The 22,023-nt window shown below is 69.2% G+C and carries 18 protein-coding genes; 6 read left to right on the top strand and 12 right to left on the bottom strand.

Translation table 11 applies throughout. The features are described from left to right. Positions 1-44: 44 nt before the first annotated feature. Complete coding sequence (locus AHIS1636_RS12010; protein ID WP_264796066.1) at positions 45-1,460, top strand: alkaline phosphatase PhoX; 1,416 nt, start codon at positions 45-47, stop codon at positions 1,458-1,460. 142 nt (positions 1,461-1,602) lie between these two features. On the opposite strand, the gene AHIS1636_RS12005 is transcribed toward AHIS1636_RS12010, so the two are convergent. From AHIS1636_RS12005 to AHIS1636_RS11970, 8 genes are all read right to left on the bottom strand, one after another. Continuing rightward, positions 1,603-2,808 carry a cytochrome P450 gene (locus tag AHIS1636_RS12005; protein ID WP_264796065.1) on the bottom strand — a complete coding sequence of 402 codons (1,206 nt, stop codon included), beginning with the start codon at positions 2,806-2,808 and terminating at the stop codon, positions 1,603-1,605. Positions 2,809-3,004: 196 nt separating this feature from the next. Beyond that, positions 3,005-4,381: an NAD(P)/FAD-dependent oxidoreductase gene (locus AHIS1636_RS12000; RefSeq protein ID WP_264796064.1), complete on the bottom strand. Its 1,377-nt coding sequence runs from the start codon at positions 4,379-4,381 to the stop codon at positions 3,005-3,007. A 72-nt stretch (positions 4,382-4,453) separates the two neighbouring features. Then, the gene (locus AHIS1636_RS11995; RefSeq protein WP_264796063.1) at positions 4,454-5,569 is read right to left on the bottom strand and encodes an ABC transporter ATP-binding protein; all 1,116 of its coding nucleotides are present in this window, start codon (positions 5,567-5,569) and stop codon (positions 4,454-4,456) included. After that, a complete protein-coding gene (locus AHIS1636_RS11990; RefSeq protein WP_264796062.1) occupies positions 5,562-6,356 on the bottom strand; it encodes an ABC transporter permease in 795 nt (264 codons plus the stop codon). The genes AHIS1636_RS11995 and AHIS1636_RS11990 overlap by 8 nt, the downstream gene beginning before the upstream one ends. Further along, a complete protein-coding gene (locus AHIS1636_RS11985; protein ID WP_264796061.1) occupies positions 6,353-7,273 on the bottom strand; it encodes an ABC transporter permease in 921 nt (306 codons plus the stop codon). The genes AHIS1636_RS11990 and AHIS1636_RS11985 overlap by 4 nt, the downstream gene beginning before the upstream one ends. Further along, on the bottom strand, positions 7,270-8,379 hold the full coding sequence (locus tag AHIS1636_RS11980) for an ABC transporter substrate-binding protein (protein ID WP_264796060.1): 1,110 nt from the start codon (positions 8,377-8,379) through the stop codon (positions 7,270-7,272). Before AHIS1636_RS11980 ends, AHIS1636_RS11985 begins: the two co-directional genes overlap by 4 nt. A 50-nt stretch (positions 8,380-8,429) precedes the next feature. After that, on the bottom strand, positions 8,430-9,023 hold the full coding sequence (locus tag AHIS1636_RS11975) for a helix-turn-helix domain-containing protein (protein ID WP_264796059.1): 594 nt from the start codon (positions 9,021-9,023) through the stop codon (positions 8,430-8,432). Between the two features lie 102 nt (positions 9,024-9,125). Then, on the bottom strand, positions 9,126-11,609 hold the full coding sequence (locus tag AHIS1636_RS11970; protein WP_264796058.1) for a GcvT family protein: 2,484 nt from the start codon (positions 11,607-11,609) through the stop codon (positions 9,126-9,128). 133 nt (positions 11,610-11,742) lie between these two features. On the opposite strand from AHIS1636_RS11970, the gene AHIS1636_RS11965 reads away from it, so the two are divergent. Beyond that, positions 11,743-12,348, top strand: coding sequence for a TetR/AcrR family transcriptional regulator (locus tag AHIS1636_RS11965; RefSeq protein WP_264796057.1), 606 nt, complete (start codon positions 11,743-11,745; stop codon positions 12,346-12,348). Positions 12,349-12,491: 143 nt separating this feature from the next. After that, positions 12,492-12,947 (top strand): dihydrofolate reductase family protein, encoded by a 456-nt coding sequence (locus AHIS1636_RS11960; protein WP_264796112.1) that lies wholly within the window; start codon positions 12,492-12,494, stop codon positions 12,945-12,947. Here the strand turns inward: AHIS1636_RS11960 and AHIS1636_RS11955 are convergent. Both AHIS1636_RS11955 and AHIS1636_RS11950 read right to left on the bottom strand, forming a co-directional pair. Next, positions 12,935-13,456: a DNA alkylation repair protein gene (locus AHIS1636_RS11955; RefSeq protein WP_264796056.1), complete on the bottom strand. Its 522-nt coding sequence runs from the start codon at positions 13,454-13,456 to the stop codon at positions 12,935-12,937. The genes AHIS1636_RS11960 and AHIS1636_RS11955 overlap by 13 nt on opposite strands. A 48-nt stretch (positions 13,457-13,504) precedes the next feature. Next, positions 13,505-15,430: an FAD-binding monooxygenase gene (locus AHIS1636_RS11950; protein ID WP_264796055.1), complete on the bottom strand. Its 1,926-nt coding sequence runs from the start codon at positions 15,428-15,430 to the stop codon at positions 13,505-13,507. Between the two features lie 399 nt (positions 15,431-15,829). Here AHIS1636_RS11950 and AHIS1636_RS11945 point away from each other — a divergent pair, with 399 nt between their 5' ends. The 3 genes from AHIS1636_RS11945 to AHIS1636_RS11935 all read left to right on the top strand — a co-directional run bounded on the left by AHIS1636_RS11945 (position 15,830) and on the right by AHIS1636_RS11935 (position 19,030). Continuing rightward, a complete protein-coding gene (locus tag AHIS1636_RS11945; RefSeq protein ID WP_309298610.1) occupies positions 15,830-17,017 on the top strand; it encodes a M14 family zinc carboxypeptidase in 1,188 nt (395 codons plus the stop codon). Positions 17,018-17,218: 201 nt separating this feature from the next. Beyond that, positions 17,219-18,418 carry an MFS transporter gene (locus AHIS1636_RS11940; RefSeq protein WP_264796110.1) on the top strand — a complete coding sequence of 400 codons (1,200 nt, stop codon included), beginning with the start codon at positions 17,219-17,221 and terminating at the stop codon, positions 18,416-18,418. Positions 18,419-18,583: 165 nt separating this feature from the next. Further along, a complete protein-coding gene (locus AHIS1636_RS11935; RefSeq protein ID WP_264796054.1) occupies positions 18,584-19,030 on the top strand; it encodes a pyridoxamine 5'-phosphate oxidase family protein in 447 nt (148 codons plus the stop codon). Here the strand turns inward: AHIS1636_RS11935 and AHIS1636_RS11930 are convergent. Both AHIS1636_RS11930 and AHIS1636_RS11925 read right to left on the bottom strand, forming a co-directional pair. Then, on the bottom strand, positions 19,014-20,708 hold the full coding sequence (locus AHIS1636_RS11930) for a ribonuclease J (RefSeq protein ID WP_264796053.1): 1,695 nt from the start codon (positions 20,706-20,708) through the stop codon (positions 19,014-19,016). The genes AHIS1636_RS11935 and AHIS1636_RS11930 overlap by 17 nt on opposite strands. A 22-nt stretch (positions 20,709-20,730) precedes the next feature. Then, a complete protein-coding gene (locus AHIS1636_RS11925; protein WP_264796109.1) occupies positions 20,731-22,008 on the bottom strand; it encodes an HNH endonuclease signature motif containing protein in 1,278 nt (425 codons plus the stop codon). Between the last annotated feature and the right edge of the window lie 15 nt (positions 22,009-22,023).

Genomic DNA, 22,023 nt, shown 5'->3' with positions numbered 1-22,023 from the left:
ATGGGACGGTCCATCAGCACCTGAACAGCCCGGGAGGCTCCTCCATGACATCTTCCGTTTCCCGCCGCGGCTTCCTCGGCGGCTCCGCAGCCGCCGGCCTCGGCTTCGCGTTCGCCGGCGCCGGCAGCCTCGACGCCTTCGTCCGCCCGGCCTCCGCCGCCACCCGCACCGCCACGGGCTACGGGGCCCTCGTCTCCGATCCCAAGGGCATCCTGGCCCTGCCGGAAGGCTTCTCCTACAAGCTGATCGCGCGCTCCGGCGAGACCCGCACCGCCGACGGCGTCCACCCCAGCGACCCCGACGGTATGGGCGTCTTCGCCGCCGAGGACGGCGGCTCCGTCCTCGTCATCAACCACGAGAACAGCGGCAGCGAGCCCTGGGGCGTCCCCGTCATCGACGGCGTGACCTACGATCCCGGCGCCATCGGCGGAACCTCGACCATCGTCGTCGACAAGGCCGGCAACCGCGTGGAGCAGTACACCTCGCTGGCCGGCACCGACAACAACTGCGCCGGCGGCATCACCCCCTGGGGCACCTGGCTGACCTGCGAGGAAACCGACAGCCGCGCCGGAGAAGGCGGCAACACCAAGGACCACGGCTATGTCTTCGAGGTGGACCCGACGAGCCGCGAGGCCAACATCGGCAAGAGCCCGGTCCCGCTGAAATTCATGGGCCGCTACTCGCACGAGGCCGTCGCGGTTGATCCCAAGACCAGCGTCATCTACCTGACCGAGGACGCCGGCAAGCCCAACGGCCTGTACTTCCGCTGGGTCCCGCCGGCCGGGTTCGTCCCCGGCAAGGACGCCCTGCGCGAGCTCGCCCTGTCCGAAGGCGGCGACACCGCCGGCCGGCTGCAGGCGATGAACTGCTTCCTCGGGAGCAACCACATCGCGGACCTGTCCGAGGCCACCGAGGTGGGTACCCGCCTGAAGGTCGAGTGGGTCGACGTCCAGGACCGCGACGCCGTCGACACGGCCGTCCGCAAGCAGTTCGAGGACGGCCGGATCACCCGCGCCCGCAAGCTCGAGGGCCAGTGGTGGGCCGACGGCGGCGCCTTCTTCGTCTCCAGCTTCGCCCGCCTTGCCGACGGCAGCGCCAACGAGCATGACGGCCAGGTCTGGTTCTACGACCCGGCCACCGAGAGCATCACGCTCAAGACCATTTTCGGCGTCAACCCGGACCCGGAGGCGGAAGGCCACTTCGACGGCCCCGACAACATCACCGTCTCCGCCCACGGCGGCCTCATCCTCGCCGAGGACGGCGACGGCGTCTCGCACCTGGTCGGCGTCACTTCCGAAGGCAAGGCCTACCCGCTCGCCCGCAACGAGTACAACGACAGCGAGTTCTGCGGCCCGGCCTTCAGCGCCGATGGCAAGACCCTCTTCGTCAACATCCAGTCCCCCGGTTTCACCCTGGCCATCACCGGCCCGTGGGGACGCCCAAGCAACGCGGCCGCGTAGCTTCGTCCGGTTCCGCGCCGGACAACGACGGCGGGGCCCGCCTTCCGGTGGGCTCCGCCGTTGGCGTCATGGCGGCAGCGGAACAGCGCCGCGCTGCTCCCCGGCCTCAAGGATCCGGCACGGCTGCCGGCCGAACCTGGGGCTAACTCTGCCAGATGACCGGAAGCTGCTTGACTCCGAAGATGATGGGGCTTTCCATCCGTTCCAGCCGGGCGTCGGGGGCGACGGCCAGGCCGGGCAGCCGGGCCAGCACCGCTTGCAGCGCGATCCGGGCCTCGAGCCGGGCCAGCGGCGCGCCGAGGCAGAAATGCACCCCCTGCCCGAAGGCGAGGTGCCGGATGTGGCCACGGTCGACGTCGAACTCCTCCGGCCGCTCGAAGTGCAGCGCGTCATGGTTGGCGGAGCCGATCCACGCCACGAGCGAGTCGCCGACGGGGATCCGCTGGCCGCCCAGCTCCACGTCGGCAATGGCCGTGCGGTACATGGCGTGCACGGGCGAGCGGTAGCGCAGCACCTCCTCGATCGCCTGCGGCAGCAGGTCGGGCTCGGCGCGCAGCCGCTCCATGACTCCGGGATTTCCGGAGTCCCCGGAGTTTCCGGTTGCGCCGGAGAAGGCCAGCACGGCGTTGCCGATCAGGTTGGTCGTCGTCTCGTTGCCGGCCACCAGCAGCAGGGCGCAGAAGCCGATCAGCTCGGGAACGGTGAGCTGCTGCCCGTCGATCTCCGCGGCCAGCAGCGCGCTGATCAGGTCCGGGCCCGGGTCGCGCCGGCGCTGTTCGATCATGGCCAGGAAGTAGCCCACCATCTCGCCGTGGTTGGGGGCCGGAGCGGGGTCGGACCCCCCTTCCCGCACCCGTTCCGGGCCGGCTGCCTGCACCACGGCGTCGGACCACTTCTTGAAGCGGTCGCGGTCCTCGGCGGGGATGCCCATGAGCTCCGCGATCACGATCACCGGCAGGGGGTAGGCCAGCGCCTCGACCAGGTCGGCCGCTCCGGCGGGAACAACCTGGTCCAGCAGCTCCCCGGTGATCTCCTCGATCCGCGGGCCCAGCGCCTCCACCGCACGCGGCGTGAAGGCCTGGCTGACCAGCGAGCGCAGCTGCCGGTGCCGCGGCGGGTCCGTGTTGATCAGGCTCGCCGCGAACAGCTGCCCCGTGACCGACTGTTCCTCGCGCGGCTGGTGCGAGGAGAACGCCTCGTAGTCGGAGAGCACCCGCTGCACGTCGTCGTAGAGGAAAACGTGCCACAGTCCGGCCCGCTCCCCGCGGAAGACCGGCGCCGATTCCCGCATCTGCGCGTAGAAGGGGTAAGGATCCAGCGACCGCTCGAGGTCCCGCAGATTCTCCATGGCCGGCCTTCCTGATCGGTCCGGCAGCCTCCGGTCAACGCCTGTGCGGAAGCCTCCGGATGGGCGGGCTCACGGCCCGGTGAGGCCCGATCCTATACCCGGCGCCAGCCTGCGCTCCAGCGAAAGAATGCCCCTTTTCGGACGGAGCCGGCCAGCACCGGGGCTTAGGGGCCCCGGACTGGCCAGCCCCCCGGTGCTAGTAGCCCCGGCCCGACACCTTGTCAGCGAACCGGGCCAGCTTCGACGTCCTCGCCAGGCCGCCCGCCTCGGCGCGGTCGGCCCGATGGTACAGCGCGTACATCGCCTGCACCGCGATCCAGCGCAGCGGCTCGAACTCCCACCGCCGGATCTTCCGGTTGACCCACGGCATGGCGGCCAGCTCGCCGGCGCCGCCCAGCACCAGGCCGCTCAGCGTCCTGCCGGCCAGGTTGGTCGCGGTGACGCCGGTGCCGACGTAGCCTCCGGCCCAGCCGAGGCCGCTGGCCGGGTCGTAGCCGACGGTCGCTTTCCAGTCCCGCGGCACGCCGAGCACGCCGGACCATGCATGTTCGATCTCCTGGCCGCGGGCCGCCGGGAACATGTCGTGCAGGATGGAGGTCAGCATCGTGATGGTGCCCGGCTGCGTGGCCCCGTCCGTATCCGTGCGGGAGCCGTAGCGGTAGGGCACGCCGCGGCCGCCGATCGCGATGCGGTCGTCGGCCGTGCGCTGCAGGTAGACGTAGGCGTGGGCGAGGTCCTCCAGGGTTTCCCGCCCCTCCCAGCCGATCTCTTCCCAGGCCGCGGCGGGCAGCGGCGCCGTGACAATCATCGACGAGTTCATCGGCAGCCACTCGCGGTGCAGCCCCTTGAGGTTCGCGGTGAACCCCTCGGTCGCCCGCAGGACGTGCCGCGCCTCGACCCGCCCGCGCCGCGTGACCGCCGCGCCGGGCAGGATATCCGTGACCTCCGTGTCCTCGTAGATCGGCACGCCGAGGCGTTCGACGGCGGCGGCCAGCCCCCGCACGAGTTTGGCCGGGTGGATGCGGGCACAGTGCGGGACGTGCATGCCGCCGAGCGCGGCGGCGACGTGCACCCGGTCCGTGGTTTCCTCCGCGGTCAGCAGCCGCGCCCCGCCCTCGGGCCACCGCCGCTCCTCCGCGGCGAGGTCGTGCAGGCGGGCCAGCTGCGCGCGGTTGCGGGCCACCAGCAGCTCCCCGCCCTTGACGATGTCCGCGTCGATCCCTTCGGCCTCGGCTACTTTGCACACCTCGTCGACGGCCTCGTTCAGCAGTTCCTGGAATCGGCCGACGACGGCGCGGCCGTGCGACTTTTCGTAGCCGGTCCGCCCTCCGGTGATGGTGTTGGCCAGCCATCCCCCGTTGCGGCCCGAGGCCCCGAAGCCGGCGAACCGGGCCTCCAGGACCACGACGTTGAGCGAGGGCTCGGCCTTCTTCAGGTAGTAGGCCGTCCACAGCCCGGTGTACCCGGCGCCGACAATCGCGACGTCGGCCCGGAGGTCGCCCGGCAGCGAAGGACGGGGCGACGGGACGCCGCCCGCGGCGTACCAGAAGGAGACGTTGCCACTGACTGTCACTGGGGAACCTTTCCGGAGGAGTACGGACCTCGGGAGGATGAGCCCGCGAGGAACTTGGCTTGCGGGAGGGATCTAGGTCGTGGAGCGGGAGCCGGTGTCCGGCAGCAGCGAGCCGCGCTCCGGGCGCCAGGAGGCGAACGCCCGGTCCCCGGCCTCCAGCCCGGCTCCCCGGGCCAGCGGGCCGCGCACGATGCCGGTCGAACCATCGGCCAGGGCCAGCTCGAACTTGCGGCCGGAGCCCAGGTAGATGCTCTGCGTGATGGTCACCGGGCAGTACTGGTGGCCGGCCGGAATGTCATCCTCGCGCGACGACAGGTGGATGTCCTCGGGCCGCAGCACCAGCGCGGCCGGACCGCTGAAGGGCTCCGCGGTGCCGCGCAGGGCGGCGCCGTGGAAGCCGAGGGTCCACTCGGTGCCGTGCCATTCGGGCTCGCCGCGGAGGACCGTCGATTCGCCCATGAAGGTCGCCACGAAGAGGGTGCGCGGCCGCTCGTAGAGCTCGTGGCTGGCGCCGACCTGTTCGATGCGCCCGTTGTTGAAGATCGCGATCCTGTCGCTGAGGACCAGTGCCTCCTCCTGGTCGTGCGTGACGAAGACGAAGGTCCGTCCCACGTCCTGGTGGATCCGCTTGATCTCGAGCTGCAGCTTCTCCCGCAGGTTCTTGTCCAGCGCGCCGAGCGGCTCGTCCATCAGGAGCGCGCGGGGCTCGAAGACCATGGCCCGGGCGAAGGCGACCCGCTGCTGCTGGCCGCCGGAGAGCTCGGCCGGCTGGCGGTTTTCATAGCCGCCCAGGCCCACGGTCTCGAGGACCTCGGCCACGCGGCGCTTCTGCTCCGCCTTGGCAACCTTGCGCTGCTTGAGCGGGAACGCAATGTTGTCTTCGACGCTCATGTGCGGGAAGAGCGCGTAGTGCTGGAACACGACGCCGAGCCCCCTCCGGTGGGAGGGGATGTTGTCCACCCGTTCGCCGTCGATCTCGATGTGCCCCGCGCTGAGGTCGGTGAACCCCGCGATCAGGTTCAGGGTCGTGGTCTTGCCCGACCCCGACGGCCCGAGGAGGGTCAGGAATTCGCCAGGCTCGATGGTCAGGTCGATGTCCTCGACGGCCGTGGACCCGGCGTAGTGCTTGGAGACGTTGCGGATATCGATCCGGGTCCCCGTCTTGGTGATGGTGCTGCTCTCAAGCACGTTTCCTCCTGCGCAGGCTGAGAAGTCCAATGGTGATGATCGCGGTGGTCAGAAGCATGATCATGGTGGCGGCCGCCGCGATGGTGGGATCGGTGTCCCGTGTGACGGACGCGTACATCTTCACGGGCAGCGTTTCCAGGTAGGGGCTCTTGATGAAGATGGACAGGACGACCTCGTCGAAGGACGTGACGAACGCGAAGAGTGCGCCGGAGACCACGCCGGGCATGATCAGCGGCAGCTGGACCTGGCGGAAGGCCGCCCACCGCGAGGCGCCCAGGCTCAGCGCGGCCAGGGTCAGCCGGTCGTCGTAGCCGACCAGCGTCGCCGAGACCGAAATGACCACGAACGGCAGCGCCAGGACGCTGTGCGCCAGGACGAAGCCGGGCACGGTGCCAAGCAGCTGCAGCTGCAGGAACGTGGCGTAGACGCCGATGGCCAGCACGATCGCCGGCACCACGATCGGGGCCAGCAGCACGGCCTGCGTGACGCCGGCCGCCCTGCGGTTGGCCCAGCGGCGCAGTCCCACTGCGGCGGCCGTGCCGAACACCGTCGCCACGACCGCCACCAGCAGGCCGACGGTCAGGGAGTTGCCCAGCGCCCGCATCCAGGTGGGGTCGGTGAAGAAGTTTTCGTACCAGCGCGTCGACCAGCCGGCCGGCGGGAAGGCCAACGACGCCTTATCCGTGAAGCTGAGCGGAATAACGACGGCGGTCGGCAGCACCAGCAGTGCGGCCACCACTGCGGCAAACGCCCACAGGAGGCTGCGGGTCACCATGGTGTGCTTCATGCCGCCTCCCGTTTCGCCGTGGCACCTTGCCGGCGCCGGCCCGCCCTGCCGAGCGCCGCCGCGGCCGCCAGCAGCACCAGGACGGTCACCAGCAGGACCACGCCGAGCACGCTGCCGCGGCCCCACTGCAGCTGGCCGTTGACCTGGGCGTAGATGTACTGCGAGACCAGCATCTCGGTCGGCGACCCGAGCAGGGCCGGAGTGATGTAGAAGCCCAGCGCCTGGATGAAGACGAGCAGGCTTCCGGAGAGGACGCCGGGCATGGCCAGCGGGACGAAGACCTTGAGGAAGGCCGTGCTCGGCCTGGCGCCCAGGCTCGTTGCCGCCTGCATGAGCCGCATGTCCACGCCCGCCATCGCGTTGTAGAGCGGCAGCACCATGAACGGCAGCAGCACCTGCACCATGCCGATCAGTACGCCGGTGGTGTTGCGCATGAGCGGCAGCGGCCCGATGCCGAACAGGCCCAGCCCCTCATTGACCAGGCCGTTGTCCTGCAGCAGGATGATCCACGCGAAAGTCCGGATCATCAGCGACGTCCAGAAGGGCACCATCACCAGGACGAGCAGCAGCGTCTTCAGGCGACGGCCCGAGATGACCATCAGGTAGGCGTACGGATAGGCGAACGCGAGGCAGATGACCGTGGTCAGGAAAGCCACCCAGACCGTACGGAGCAGGACGCCGATGTTGGTGGCGCCGTCGAAGAACCAGGCATAGTTCTGCGTGCCGAGCTCCGGGTAGGCGAAACTGCGCCAGGCCGCCACCAGCAACGGATAGGAGAACATCGCGACGACCAGCAGCGCCGCCGGCAGCAGCAGCAGGAAGACCGTCCATCCGCGGCCCCGCCGGCCGGCCGCCGTCCCGGGCGTTGGGCCCGCGGGTGCCGCGGGCCCAACGCTGCTTTCAAGCAGGGCTGTCATCCGTTAATCCAGGCCAGGTACTTCTCGAGTGCCGCCGGGTAGTTCTCGCCCCACCAGGTGAAGTCCGAGACCACGAGCTTGTCCTTGATCTCCGGCGCCGAGACGAGGTACTTCTTGGCGAGGTCGTCGATCATGGGCTCGGACTGCGTGTTGATCGGCGAGTAGGACGTCGTCTCCGTCAGCTTCTCCTGCTGTTCCTTGCCCAGGTAGTAGTTGATGAACGCCATGGAGGCCTTCGGGTTCTTGGCGTTCGTCGGCACGCCGAGGACGTCCGCGACCAGCACCCCGGTATCCCAGGCCGGCTCGTACTTCGCGCCGTTCTTCACGGCCGAGTAGGCCCGGCCGGACCAGACCACGGCCATGTCCGCCTCGCCGGTTTCGAGCATCTGCTGCGACTCGGCGCCGGTGGACCAGTAGATGAGCTGGTCCTTGATGGTGTCGAGCTTCTTCAGCGCGCGGTCGACGTCGAGCGGGTAGAGATCCTTCTCCGCCACGCCGTCGGCGAGCAGCGCGCCCTCGATGACCGGTCCGACGTCGGAGCCGTTGATCGCGCGCTTGCCCGGGAACTTCTCGACGTCGAAGAAGTCCGCCCAGGTCTTCGGCGCGTTCTGCCCGTACTTCTCCGTGTTGTACATGACGACGTTGGCGTACTGCATCGCCGGGACGTAGCAGTCGCTGGTGAGCTCCTCCGGGACGTTGGAGATATCGATGATGCTGTAGTCCAGCTTCTGCAGGTTCTTCCCGCACTGGCCGGCGGCCCAGGTGGAGTCCATGTCCACGACGTCCCAAGTGACGTTGTTCGATTCGACCTGCGCCTGGATCTTCGCGTACTCCATGGGTCCGTCGGAGAGGATGGTTGCGCCCGATTCCTCACCGAACGGCTTGCCGGCGGCCTCCATCTGCCCGTCCTGGTAGATGCCTCCGTAGGAGGCGAAGGTCAGCGTGTGTCCGCTGAGCGCGTCCGCCTTGACGGTTCCCGCTTCGGCCGGACCGCTGCCCAGGTCCACCTCGGCGGACGGGGCGCCTCCCCCGCAGGCCGTCAGGCCCAGGAGTCCGACGGCGGCGAGCGCCAGTGCTGCGCGGCCGCGGTTCTTGGTCATCCTCATAGTGCTTCCTTTCAACATGCGTTATCGCGTTCTTAAGCGGGAGCTGAAGGTTAGTCGGGGGTGGGCGGGCTGATGATCCACAGCACTTCGGCCGTGCTGCTGCCGGCGTTGCGCAGTTTGTGCGGCACCGAGCTGTGCAGGTCCACGAGGTCCCCTTCCGCCAGGACGTAGGACTGGCCGCCGACGGTGACCTCGACGCTGCCCTTGAGGCAGATGACCATTTCCTGCGCGTGCCCGTGGCTGTAGGGTTCCGCGCCGGTGGAACCGCCCGGCAGGAGCTCGCCGGCATAGACTTCGAGGTTGCGAAGCGGCGTGGCCGAGAGCAGGTACTTGGTCAGGCCGCCCTCCGCCTGCACCTTCTTCCGGTCCTCCCGGCGCAGGACCCCGCGGCCCTGGCTGTGCTCGCCGTCGACAAGTTCCGCAATCGTCATGCCGAGCACCTGCGCAATGTTGCGCAGGGTCGAGATGCTGACCCCGGAGCGGCCGTGCTCGAGGTGGGAGATGAAACCCGCGCTCACCCCGGCGTCGGCAGCCAGCCGGCGGAGCGAAATGCCGCGCAGCGCGCGGGCGGAACGAATCCGGCCCCCGATCTCCACGCCATCCGGCGAAACCTGCTGAACCGCCACGACACCTCCAAGTGACATGAATCACATTACAGAATGTTTAGTAACACCATACGAAAGAGACAACACCCATGGCTAGGCCTGTGAGGCAGATTTAATAATTCGTTATTGGGTGCGCCTACCCTATCCGCGCATCCGCTCGCCCGCAGGATCGTAGAACGGGCGGCGGCTGAGCAGGGCCGGCACCGGCACGCCCTTGATCCGGACCTGTGCCTCGACCTCGCCCGCGGAAACCGCGTCGGCGGCGACGCGGGCAAGCCCCACCGAGGCACCTACTGTGTGGCCGTAGGCGCCACTGGTCATCCGGCCCACCAGGGCCCCGCCTACCAGCACGGCCTCGTCATGGTGCAGCAGCGGCTCAGGGTCGAGCAGCTTCACGTAGACCGTCCGCTCCGCCAGCGCCTTCCGGTCCAGGTTCCGCAGCGCGGCGCCACCCGTGAAGCCGAAGTCCTTGGAAGCGGCGACCGTGAAGCCGAGGCCGGCCGTGTAGGGGTCGTCGGCGGGGCCGATGTCGTGGCCGAGGTGGCGGAAGCCCTTCTCGCTGCGCAGCGAATCCAGCGCGTGGTACCCGGCCAGACGGGCCTCGAAGGCGCTTCCCGCCTCCCAGAGCTGGTCGAACACGGCGACCGCGAGCTCCGCCGGCACGTACAGCTCGTAGCCGAGCTCCCCCACGAAACTCAGCCGCAGCGCCCGCACGGTCCCGCCGCCGAGCGGAACCTCCGCCGAGTGCGTGTACGGAAGATCCGCGTCGGACCAGACGCCGGGCGAGACCGACTCCAGCAGCTTCCGGCTCTGCGGCCCCATGACGCCGAGCACCGCCCACCCGCTGGTCGCATCGAAGACCGCCGCTGCCCTCCCCCGCGCCTGTGTGCGCAGCAGCCCCAGGGCCAGGTCCTGGGTCGCCGCCGGGGTGATCAGCCAGAACCTGTCTGCCTCGAGCCGAAGGACCGTGCCGTCCAGCTGGATGCCGCCGCGGGCCGTCAGGGCCAGGGTGTAGACCGCCTTTCCGGCGGCCACGTCGACGTCGGCCGTGACCGTGCGCTGCAGGACCTCCAGCGCGTCCGGTCCCGCAATCTCGATCTTCGCGAAGGAGGAGAGGTCGAAGATTGCGACCCCGTTGCGGGCCGCCTCATGTTCGCGGCGGACCGGCTCGAACCAATTCTGGCGCCCGTAGCTGTACTCGTAGGCCGGCGACGAGCCGGGCTCGCCGTACCAGTTGGCTCGTTCCCAGCCGTTCTGTTCCCCGAAGCAGGCACCCAGGGCGGCCACCCGTTCGTGCAGCGGGCTGCGGCGGACATTGCGCGCCGTCACCGGCTGGAGCTGCGGCCAGTGCATCGCGTACAGCCGGCCCAGCGCCTCCGCGGTGCGCTCGTGGAGGTAGCTCGGATTGGACTGGTGCCGCGAGAACCGGCGCACATCGACGGCGGAGGCGTCGAACGCCGGAGACCCGGAGAGCATCCATTCGGCGAGCTCCTTGCCGATCCCGGGTGCGAAGATGATGCCCTGCGAGTTGAAGCCCGCGGCAACGAAGAGCGAACCCACCTCCGCCGTCTCGCCCAGCAGGAAGTTTCCGTCCGGGGTGAAGGACTCCGGCGCATTCAGGAAGCGCTCGAAGCCCGTGTCGGCGAGGACCGGAACGGCGGCCTCGGCCTTCGCGCGGATCGGGCCGAAGTGTTCCCACGCCGCGGGGAACTCGGCGAAGCCGCCGGAGGCGACCTCTGCGGCGCTGCGGGGAATGCCGTCCGGCTCGAAGGCACCGACCAGCAGGTGCCCGTCCTCGCCGCGGATGTAGTAGTGGTTGTCCAGGTCCCGGAAAACCGGCGGCCGGGCGATGTCGTCGTCGACCTTCGCCGTGCGGACGTGCACATGCTCGGCGGGATACAGCGGCACGGGTGCCCCCGCCGTGGCGGCCAGTTCCCGCGTCCACAGCCCGCAGGCCAGCACGACCCGCTCGGCGCGGACCACTCCGCGGTTGGTACGGACCCCCATCGCGCGCCCGTCTTCGACGAGGACCTCCTCCACCCGGACGTGCTCGTGGATCGAGGCGCCGTGCCCGCGGGCCAGCTTCGCCAGCGCAATCGCCGCGTAGCCCGGATTGATATGGCCGTCGCCCGGGACCAGCAGGGCCTTGAGGATGCCGGACGGATCGGCCGCCGGCCACAGGCTGCGCACGTCCTCGGGTTCCAGCAGTTTGGCATCGACCCCGTTGAGGACGGCGACGTCGTAGGCATAGTCCACCTCGTCCGCCCGCCCGGGGGTCCGGGCCACCATCAGCGAACCCCGCCGCTCGAACGCCACTTCGATCCCGGTGCGGGACTCCAGACCCGAGTAGAGACCGATGCCGTAGCTCGCAAGCTTGGTGAGCGCCGTCGTCGTCCTGCTGCCCGTGACGAGGCCCGCCGCGTGCCACGTGGTGCCTGATCCGAGGACGTTGGCTTCCAGCAGCGCGACGCCCGCGCCGCGCTCGGCGAGGTGGGCCGCGATGCTGGCGCCGGCAATGCCGCCGCCGATCACCAGGTTCTCGACCCGTTCGGGGAGCGGGGCAGCGGCCTCGTCCTCCGTCAGGAACAGGTGGGCACCAATGGTCTTGTCGACGAGCCGGTCCATGCGAAACATCCTTCCGAGCGAGGCAGCCAGTGGGTCCAATAATGAATTATTGTTTTGCTGTCGGCAAGGGTTCGGGCACGCTTATTTTGACGGACTAGGCTCGGACCAGTTCCACACGAGGATCGGGGGGAAGATGCCGCTCAAACGCGACCGCGTCCTCAAGGCTGCGGAGCGGCTCCTTGCCGTGTACGGCGTGGACGGGATCCGGCTCCGGGACATCGCCGCCGAGGCCGGGGTCTCCATCGGCCTGATCCAGCACCACTTCGGCAGCCGCGACGACGTGGTGCGCGAAATGCTGCTGGCAGCCAACGAGGACCGCATCCGCCAATGGACCGCCCAGCTGGACGGCGTGGAGGACAACCGCGAGCGGCTGCGCCTGCTGCTGTCCGGGGCGCTGAGCAGCCGCGAGCGATGCATCGTCTGGACGGAAAGCTGTGCCGCGGCCAGCCGGCACGAGTTCCTCCAGCCGCTGGTCTCGGACACCAACAACGCCTGGCGCAGCTGGGTGGTGGAAACGATCGAACGCGGCGTGGCGGACGGCACCTTCACGCTTCGTGCCAGCCCCGCCGAAACGGCCAAGATGCTGGTCGCCCTGGTGGACGGCCTCATGCTTGCGGTGGCAGCGGACGACGACGGCATCACCCTCCGGCAGGCATCGAGCCTGCTGCTGGATGCCGTCGCTCCGCACGTGGGGGTCGACTTCCAGGTCCGGAACGGAATGAAGGAGGACCGGCTATGAGCACGATCGTGCTGCAGGCATTCATCACCCTCGACGGCGTCGTCCAGGCGGGCGGCGGACCGGACGAGGACCGCGAGGGCGGCTTCAAGCACGGCGGCTGGACGGCCGAGTAGGACCAGCGCGACGGCGGCGAAAGCGGGGAAATCGTCGCCGAGTGGGAGAGCCGGACCGAGGCGCTCCTCCTCGGCCGCAAGACCTACGAGATCTTCGCCGGCTCCTGGGGCGTGTGGGACGAGGACGCCGAGGGCCTGCAGGGGGAACTGACCCGCCGGTACAACCGCATCCCCAAGTACGTGGCCTCGCGGACGCTGACCGAACTCGGCTGGCGGAACTCGCAGCTCCTCGGCCCCGACGTGCCGGCCGCGGTGGCCGAACTGCGTGCCAGGCCGGGCGGCGAAATACGCGTCTGGGGCAGCACCCGGCTGGCCAGGACGCTGGCCGAGCATGACCTGATCGACGAGTACCGGCTCGCCGTCTACCCGCTCGTGCTGGGAGCCGGCAAGAAGCTCTTCTCCGAGGGATTCCCGCTCAGCAGGCTCGAACTGGTCGAGACCCGCGCCCTCCGCTCCGGCGTCCTCATCAACACCTACCGGCGCTGATTGACGTCAAGGCCGGCATCATCGGCCCCGGCGGCGCGGGCCAGCAGGGCAGCGCCGCGGAGCAAGGGGTCGGCTTCATGCGCCCACCGGTCGAGCACGGCATCCGCCTTCTCCCGCGCCCTGCCGGCCAGCCCCTCCATCATGGGCCCCACTACGTCCCCGGCCAGCGGATCCACCAGTTCACGCAGCCTGGCCGAGCGCACGAACCCCTCGATCCGCGTCAGGTCCGAGTTGTCCAGCAGCCGCAGGTTGGACTGCAGCAGCACCACGGCCGCGAGGCGCCGCTCGAACACCGGCACCGACCACAGCTCCGACGCCAGCGCGGTCACCTCGTCGTGGGCCAGCCCCGGGTAGCGGCGGCCGGCGTCCCGGATCGTCCCGCGGACCGCGCCCACACTCGAACCGTAGTACCGCAGGCCGCTGCCGAGCCGCGCCTCCCAATCTGCGGCGCGCTCCCACGATGCCTCCCGCTGAAGGGCGGCGTCCACGAAGTCACCGGCATCGCTCACCCGACCATTCTCGCCCCGGACCGCCGCTCCGTCACAAAATGCCGGGGCTTAGCCCTGCGGCACCAGGACGGCGTTGAAGAAGGCGGCGAGTTCCTCATGCGCATCGAGCGGCAGGACGTGCGCGACGTACTGGTCCGGGCGGACCACCACGAGGGCGCCCTGCTGGCGGTCGATGCCGCGTTCGTCGAAGATGTCGACGCCGGACTTGAGGTCCGGAGTGAAGACCTTCTCGTAGTCGGTCAGGCCGAACGGTCCCTTCTTCGGCAGCAGGATCTCCGGCACCTGGTTGACGTCGAGCTCGCGGTGGCCCTGCTGGTAGACGGCCCGCAGGTCGAAGACGGAGTCCGGGTCCGCACCGGCCGGGGTGAAGCGGCGCAGCGGAGAATCCGGCGATTCGACCAGGAAACCGAGCAGCCCGGCGAGGCGGGAGTCGTCGGCGTCCGGGCGGGCGGAATCGGCGAAGGCGTAGAGCCGCCAGCGGCCGTCGGCCTGCGCCACGTGCCCCAGGCCCAGCGGCTTGCCGTCGGCCAGCCGCACCACCGGCGCGGAGTAGAAGCGTTCGCCCACCGGGAAGCCCTTGGCCAGGTGCTCGTGCGTGTCCTCGCCGGTGATCATGTTCGGCGCATAGTCGGTACCGAAGCCCGCGGTGAAGCGGCCGGCCTGCACGAACTGCCGCTCCACTTCCTGCGGGTCCAGGCCCTCGTCGTCGGGGTTGTTCGGGTCCTTCACCTTGGAGCCCATGGTCTTGGACCAGCGGGTGTCGAAGTCGATCAGCTCCTGGGCAATGGCGCGGCGCTCCTCGGCGTAGGTGTCCAGCAGGGACTCCGGGCTGCGCCCCTCGAGCACGGCGGCCAGCTTCCAGCCGAGGTTGAAGCCGTCCTGCATCGAGACGTTCATGCCCTGGCCGGCCTTGGCCGAATGGGTGTGGCACGCGTCGCCGGCGATGAAGACGCGCGGGCTGCGGGTGCCGCGCTCCTCCGGCAGCACGTCGTCGAACCGGTCCGCGATCCGCTGGCCCACTTCGTAGACGGACCACCAGGCCACGTCCTTGACCTCAAGCGTGTAGGGGTGCAGGACCTGCTGCGCGTGCTCGATGATCGTGTCCACCGTGAACCGCTTGCGCGCTTCGCGGTCCGCGGGGTCCAAATCACCCAGGTCCACGTAGAAGCGGACCAGGTAGCCGCCCTCGCGCGGGATGAGCAGGATGTTGCCGCCGGCGGACTGGATGGCTGCCTTGAAGCGGACGTCGGGAAAGTGGGTCACGGCCAGGACGTCCATGACCCCCCACGCATGGTTGCGTGCGTCGCCGCGCAGTTCCACGCCCATCGATTTCCGCACGGCCGAGCGCGCCCCGTCGCAGCCGACCACGTACTTGGCGCGCACGGTGACGTCCTCGCTGCCGCCGGGCCCGGTGGTCCGGCGCAGGGTCGCCTCAACGGGGTACTCACCGTCAGGGTGGACGACGACGGCGGTCGCCTCCAGCCCGTAGTCCGGTTCCAGTCGGCTGGGCGACTTCCGCATGTGCTCGAGCAGGTAGGCCTGCATGCGCGCCTGGTTGACGATCACGTGCGGGTATTCGGAAAGGCCGTCGGCAACATCCTGCACGCGGCCGCTGCGGACGATCTTCGAGTGGTCCTGCTCGTCCGGCCGCCAGAACACGGTCTCGTTGACCCAGTACGCCTCGCGGACCAGCTTCTCCGCCAGCCCGAACGCGTTGAACATCTCCACCGTCCGGCAGGCCACGCCGTCCGCCTGGCCGAGTTCCAGCGGTCCCTCGCGCCTTTCGGCCACCATGGTCCGGATGCCGGGGAACTCGGCCAACTGTGCCGCCAGCACCACTCCCGCGGGGCCGGTGCCGACCACCAGCACGTCCACCTCTTCGGGCAGCCGGCCGCCGTGGCCTTCTTCGTGGCCCGGGGCTGCGGGACGGTCTTCGGGGTCGCCGGGACGGTAGCCGTCAAGATAGAACTGCAAGGATGCTCCTGGAAATGTGAGGGGCCCCGTGCGCCGTCGGCGTGGGAGCTTTGCCTCACAGCGTAGTGAGCACGGTTACGCGCGGACAAAAGAGTTCTGCCTGCCAGAATCAGAACCCTTTATTACACAGGGCCCCTTCCGCTGGCGGGCGCCTAATTCTGCAGAACAGAAAGATGTCGCGACGACGGCGGCAGGGCCTGACTGCACAGACAATGTGTCCGGCAGCGGCAAAACCACGGGCAGACCGTCTGGTTTCGGCCGGGACCTCTGGTGGAAGCCGTCGGCCGCGGCTAGCGTCACGCCTACCGGCAGTCCACTCGCCCTGCCGGCTCCCGGGCCCGCAGCCGCCCCTATTCGCCGCGCCGGGGGATTAATCGCTCAACCTGTGGAGGACATGTAGTGAAGCACCAGCCCAAGAGCAGCACCGGCCAACGGCCCGCACGTTACCGCAGCCTGGCAGCGGCGGCGGCCCTCGCCGTCGTTATTCCGTTTAGTGCCGCCGCACCGGTCCTCGCCGACGCCAACTTCCCCTCCCCGGAGGGGAACACGAGCATCGCCAGCATCCTGACCTACGACGACCTGGTGCAGGAACTGCAGAGACTCGAAGAGAACGGACGGTTCGGCGTCGACGCCTTCACCCTTGAGGAAGCGGGGACACAGGTCAACAAGTCGGAACAGGGCCGTGATCTCTGGGTGGCCACGGTTGGCACCGGCGCCGAGCACGTGTGGATCCAAGGCCGCATCCACGGCAACGAGCCGTATGGCACCGATTCGATCCTGTCCCTGCTGAAGGACCTTGGAACCAACGGCTCGGCCGATTACCAACTGCTGCGGGAGAAATTCACCTTCCACTTCATCCCGATGTACAACCCGGACGGCTCCGAGGCCAATATCCGCCACACCATCCTCTGGGACAAGGCCACCGACCTGCCGGAGCTTGGCTCCAACGGACGTGAACAGCGGGTCGACCTGAACCGGGACTGGACGCCGGAGGGCTTCACGGCGAACGAGTCGCTGGCCTTCTACGAGTACTGGACCAAGGTGAAACCCGCCTACGGCATCGACATCCACCACCAGGGCCTGAAGAAGGAATGGGGCACCGGCGACGACGTCACCCTGTCGCTGGGCATCTCGCTTGCTCCGGGCGGTCCGACCCTGCCGGGCATCAAGGGCGGCGCCTACGATGAGCTGACCCGCCAGATGCACGTGCATGTGTATGACGAGCTCTCCAAGTACGGGTCCATCAACATGGACCGCTACCAGGTGGGCAACGGTCTGGAAATCGACATCAAAGGCGGCGTCGTCTCCGCCATGATGCTGGGCCTGGACTACCAGGGCCTCAACCCGGAGGGCCACTCCAATCCCGTGGTCTTCTTCGAAACCTCCGGCAACACCTCGGACGGCAGTCTCGGCCAGAAGGCCCGCGGCAAGAGCATCCGGCAGAACATCCTCGCTATGAAGGAACTGCTGCTCGGCCTCGCCACCGGCGAAGTGCAGAAGGAGGACGCCGACCGCTGGGAGGACATCCCGCACCAGCCGGTCAACGGTTACAGCACCGACTACGCCGGAACCATCCCTCTCCCGTAGCGGCTGCGTTCGCTGCTAACGACGCCGGCGCCCGGGTTCCGCAGTTGCGGGACTTGGGCGCCGGCGTCGTTGTCCCCCTGTTGCGCGCGCACGGCGCGGACGGCCCGAGTGGCATATGGTGCTAAGGGACCCGGGCAACGTGCCCGTGACGCCTACTCCAAGGAGCCTCCCACGCACGGACCATCAAGCCCCCGCCAGGCGCTGCCCTGGGTCATCGCCGGAATCGTCGTGCTGGCGCTGAGCCTGCGCGCCCCGATCATCGCGCCAACGGCGGTGATCGGCGACATCCAGGCGGACACCGGCCTCACTGCCGCGGGCGCCGGCCTGCTCACCGGGCTGCCGGTACTGCTCTTCGCCCTGGCCACACCGCTGGCAACGCGGACGATCCGCCGCTTCGGGCCGGAGGCCACCGTCATCCTGTGCCTGGCCGGGGTGCTGGCGGGCACCGTGATCCGTTCGATCGGCCCCGCGGCCGTCGTGCTGGCCGGGACTGCGATTATTGGCGTCTCGCTGACGCTGGGCAACATCGTTGTGCCGGTGATCATCCGCCGCGACGTGCCGTGGCGGAAGGTCTCGGCGGTCACGGGAGCCTACTCGGCCACGATGAATGTCGGCTCCATGGCGGTCCTGCTCGGAACCGCGCCGCTCGCCGCGCTGGTCGGCTGGCGGTGGGCGATCGCGGCCTGGACGGTGGTGACCGCGGCGGGCCTGGCCTACTGGCTGATCTGGGGGCGCCCGCGGTTCGGCCCGGCGGACGGCGCAGCCGGCGCAGCGCGGGTGCGGGAAACGAGGCCGGATCCGGCCGCCGCTGACGGCCCCGGGGCGGCGGCAGCGACGAGCCGGAACCGGCGGATCGTCGCCCTGCTCATCCTCGCGTTCTGCGGACAATCCGGTGCCTATTACGCCACCACAGCCTGGCTGCCGCTGCTCCTTGCCGACATGCGAGGGCTCGCCCCGGCCGCGTCGGGTGCCACCGCCTCACTGTTCCAGATCGCCGCCATCGTCGGCGCCTTCGGCGTGCCGCTGCTGGCCGCGAGAACCCGCACATGGGTCCCGGTGGCGGTCATCGGGCTCTTCTGGGTCACCCTGCCGATCGGCCTGCTCCTTGCCCCGGAGGCCTACGTTTTCTGGTCCATCATCGGCGGCATCGCGCAGGGCGGCGGTTTCACGGCGATATTCTCCATCATTCCGCGCGTGGCCCGGAGCGACTCGGAGGCGGCTTCGGCCTCGGCGCGCGTGCAGGCCGGCGGATACCTGGCGGCCACCTGCACTCCGCCCCTGGCCGGCTGGCTCAACAGTGCCACCGGCGGCTGGTCTGCGCCGCTACTGATGGTCCTCGGGCTGACCTTGGCCTTCAACGTCGGCGGGCTGCTGGCCGCGCGGCAGTCCGAACGGCACTAAGCCGGGTCGCCTGCCGGGCTGCACCCAGCCAACCGCATCGGCTGCGCAGCTGATGCGGCGGCAGACGGGGAGCAACGATGCTGGCACCTGCGTTCCGTGGCCCGCGGAACCCAAGATGCCGCCGTCGCTCTCCCCCTCTTGCGCGCCCGTGCCTAGACTGGGGCCATGACTGACCAGGACGATGCCCTGTACGGAATCAAGCACCTCACTCCGGCCGAATGCTGGGACGCCATCCGGAGCGCCGAAGTGGGCAGGCTCGGCGTGATCATCGACGGGCGCCCGGAGATCTTCCCGGTGAACTACACCGTGGACGGCGAGACCGTGGTCTTCCGCACCGGTGAGGGCACCAAGCTGGACGGCGCCCTCTCCGGCAACCCGGTGGTGTTCGAAGTGGACGGCCTCGACCCGGAGTCCAAGCGCGCATGGAGCGCCGTGGTCAAGGGCGAGGCCGGGATGCCGGAAAGCACCCGGGACATCGTCGAGACGCTGGAGCTGCCCATCTTCCCCTGGCAAGGCGGCATCAAGAGCCGCTACGTCAGGATCGTGCCGGACGAGGTGACCGGCCGCCGGTTCCGGGTGCAGGCCGGCGGCGCGGCTACGCCTCGACGATGATGACGGTGACCACCGGCTTGCGCCGCAGCTGACGGTCGGACCAGCGCACCAGGTCGCGGGCGATCGCCTGTTCGGCGTCGGGGCCGAGCTTGTCGCCCTTGAAGTTGGCCAGCGTCTTCTCCACGATCGACGTCGCCTTGTTGAGCTCGCCGTCCTTGGGCGCGAAGCCCACGGGGAAGAACTCGGGGTCTTCCTCGAGCTTCCCGGTGTCCGGGTTGACGATCGCCAGCACGGTGACCGCGCCGTCCTCGGCCAGCCGGAGCCGGTCCTGCAGCGACTCTTCGGTGGCGGCTCCGGCCACCATGTTCTCCACGTAGACGTAGTCCGCCGCGACCCTGCCGGACACGCTGGCCACGCCGCCCTTGAGGTCGACGGTGACGCCGTCCTCAAGCACCAGGGCCCTCTTCGGGTCCACGCCGGTGCGGACGGCGAGTTCGGCGTTGGCCTTCAGGTGCCGGTGCTCGCCGTGGACCGGCATGACGTTGCGCGGCCGGACCAGGTTGTAGCAGTAGACCAGCTCGCCAGCGGATGCGTGCCCGGAAACGTGCACCTTCGCATTGCCCTTGTGCACCACGTTGGCGCCGAGCTTGGTCATGTCGTTGATGAGGCGGTAGATCGAGGTCTCGTTGCCCGGGATGAGCGAGCTCGCCAGCAGGACCGTGTCGCCCTCGGTCAGGTCGATGACGTGGTCCTTGTTCGCCATGCGGGCCAGCGCCGCCATCGGCTCGCCCTGCGAACCGGTGCAGATCAGCACGGCCTTGGTCGGGGCCATCTTCTCGAGTTCCTTGAAGTCCACCAGCATCCCCTTGGGGATGTTCAGGTAGCCGAGGTCGCCCGCGGTCTTCATGTTGCGCACCATGGACCGCCCCACGAAGGCGACCTTGCGTCCGTACAGGGCGGCGGCGTCGATCACCTGCTGGATCCGGTGGATGTGGCTGGCGAAGCTGGAGACAATGATCCGCCGCGGCGCGGTGCGGAACACCTCGTCGATCGCCGGCGCCAGGTCCTGCTCGGAGATCTGGAATCCGGGAACGTCGGCGTTGGTGGAGTCCGGCAGGAACAGGTCCACGCCCTCCTCGCCGAGCCGTGCGAAACCGGCCAGGTCGGTGATCCGGCCGTCCAGCGGGAACTGGTCCATCTTGAAGTCGCCGGTGGCCAGCACCAAGCCCGCGGGGGTGCGGATCGCCACGGCCAGGCCGTCCGGAATGGAGTGGTTGACGGCCAGGAACTCCAGGTCGAACGGGCCGAACTTCTTCCGGTCGCCCTCCTTGACCTGCACGGTCTTGGCGGTGATCCGGTGTTCCTGCAGCTTGGTCTTGATGAAGGCCAGCGTCAGCTTCGCCGAGATCAGCGGGATGTCGCTGCGTTCCTTCAGCAGGTACGGGATCCCGCCGATGTGGTCCTCGTGGCCGTGCGTCAGCACCACGCCGACGATGTCGTCCAGCCGGTCGCGCAGCGAGGAGAAGTCCGGCAGGATCAGGTCCACGCCGGGGTGGTGCTCCTCCGGGAACAGCACGCCGCAGTCCACGATCAGCAGCTTGCCGCCGTATTCGAACACCGTCATGTTCCGGCCGATCTCGCCGAGGCCGCCAAGCGAGACGATCCGCATGGCCCCCTTCGCGAGCCGGGGCGGGGTCTGCCGCGCAACGGGGGTGGAATGGCGTGAAGTCCTGGTCATGGGATCCGATCTCTATGGCGATTTACAAGGTCGGGCAGCAAGGCCCGTTGTGCCGGCTGGCCGGCTGAATGTCCTGGGGCCGAGACGCCCTGCGACGGATCGGCGGCTGCCCGCGCGTCGACAGCGGGACAGCATAATTCGCCTTCGACTCTATCACCGCAGCAGGGCCGCGGCACGGCCGGCGGCGGCAATCGGGCAGAACAGCTAACGACGGCGGCGCCCGGGTTCCCTCCCGGCGGAATTCGGTCCCGGTCAAGGCAAGCGGGCGGCGCCTTACCTGCCTAAGCGCCTCCAAACCTGCTTTGAGGCAAGGCGCGGGAGCAAGTTGCGGCCGCGATGGTGGGTTGGGGAGGGGGTAGGGCACATTGCGAGGACGAAGTCCGCCCTCGCGGGCTGTGGTGTGGCGGCCGGCGATCTGGCGAGTGAACCGGCAAGGATTCCAGCGGAGTGAACGCCGGTCCCTACCAGGGAGGCGTGTCCGGTTGCAGCGGACCATCACCGAGGGCCGGTTCCAGCCGTGGGTTGATGTGGTCGGCGCCCCTGCGGCCCGTGCCAGTGCGGGGGAATCCGCGGGGGTGCCCGCGGGCGGCGATGCAGCGGGACTTGGGCGTCGGGCGTCCGTCCGCAGGGGCGGGCCTGCAAGGTTTCCACTGCGGCCGTCCGTCCATGGGGCGGGTGTGGTGGGCTGTTGGGCGCGTTTGAGGTTGGGCGGGTGCCGGTAGTGGTTGCGTCGTGGAACTTGGGAGGGGTCGGTGTAGGCGGGCGGGATGAACCAGGGAATGCCGTCTATGGTTTCGATGGTCCAGTCGCCGGCGTGGATGAGGTGGTGGTGGAAGGAGCACAGGAGGACGCCGTTGGCGACGGAGGTGCGGCCTTTGTGTTTTTTCCAGTAGCGGATGTGGTGGGCTTCGGTCCAGTGCGCGGGCATGGTGCAGCCGGGGAAGGCGCAGCCTTTGTCGCGGGCGACGAGGGCGCGGAGCTGGGCGGGGGTGAAGAGGCGTTGGGCGCGTCCGACGTCGAGGACTTCGCCTTTGCCGCCGAACACGATGGGGATCAGGTCGGCGTCGCACGCCATTTTGCGGACCGTGGCCGGGGTGATGAGTCCGCCGAACACGGCCTGCCCGGACGTGCCGGTCTCGGTGCCGGTCTCGGTGCCGATCTGTTGGACGAGGTCTTGGTAGTCGATGGTGACCATGACCTGGGGCCGGTGGCCCCCGCTGGCGGGCAGCTTGTCGGTGGAGAGCGCGATGCGGCAGGAGCCGACCAGGCCTTCGAGCAGCTGCTGCGGCCGGGTGGGCATCGGCCAGCCCGGGTG

The sequence above is a fragment of the Arthrobacter mangrovi genome (assembly GCF_026011795.1).
In the GTDB taxonomy this organism is placed as follows: Bacteria; Actinomycetota; Actinomycetes; order Actinomycetales; family Micrococcaceae; genus Crystallibacter; species Crystallibacter mangrovi.
The sequence above is the reverse complement of the archived record's forward strand: the minus strand, read 5'-3'. Positions and strand labels throughout refer to the sequence as shown.

Excerpts from the sequence above, each read along its gene's own strand:
- AHIS1636_RS12010 (WP_264796066.1), top strand. The coding sequence starts at position 45 with ATGACATCTTCCGTTTCCCGCCGCGGCTTCCTCGGCGGCTCCGCAGCC.
- AHIS1636_RS12005 (WP_264796065.1), bottom strand. The coding sequence starts at position 2,808 with ATGGAGAATCTGCGGGACCTCGAGCGGTCGCTGGATCCTTACCCCTTC.
- AHIS1636_RS11990 (WP_264796062.1), bottom strand. The coding sequence starts at position 6,356 with ATGAAGCACACCATGGTGACCCGCAGCCTCCTGTGGGCGTTTGCCGCA.
- AHIS1636_RS11985 (WP_264796061.1), bottom strand. The coding sequence starts at position 7,273 with ATGACAGCCCTGCTTGAAAGCAGCGTTGGGCCCGCGGCACCCGCGGGC.
- AHIS1636_RS11980 (WP_264796060.1), bottom strand. The coding sequence starts at position 8,379 with ATGAGGATGACCAAGAACCGCGGCCGCGCAGCACTGGCGCTCGCCGCC.
- AHIS1636_RS11975 (WP_264796059.1), bottom strand. The coding sequence starts at position 9,023 with ATGTCACTTGGAGGTGTCGTGGCGGTTCAGCAGGTTTCGCCGGATGGC.
- AHIS1636_RS11970 (WP_264796058.1), bottom strand. The coding sequence starts at position 11,609 with ATGGACCGGCTCGTCGACAAGACCATTGGTGCCCACCTGTTCCTGACG.
- AHIS1636_RS11965 (WP_264796057.1), top strand. The coding sequence starts at position 11,743 with ATGCCGCTCAAACGCGACCGCGTCCTCAAGGCTGCGGAGCGGCTCCTT.
- AHIS1636_RS11935 (WP_264796054.1), top strand. The coding sequence starts at position 18,584 with ATGACTGACCAGGACGATGCCCTGTACGGAATCAAGCACCTCACTCCG.
- AHIS1636_RS11930 (WP_264796053.1), bottom strand. The coding sequence starts at position 20,708 with ATGACCAGGACTTCACGCCATTCCACCCCCGTTGCGCGGCAGACCCCG.
- AHIS1636_RS11925 (WP_264796109.1), bottom strand. The coding sequence starts at position 22,008 with ATGCCCACCCGGCCGCAGCAGCTGCTCGAAGGCCTGGTCGGCTCCTGC.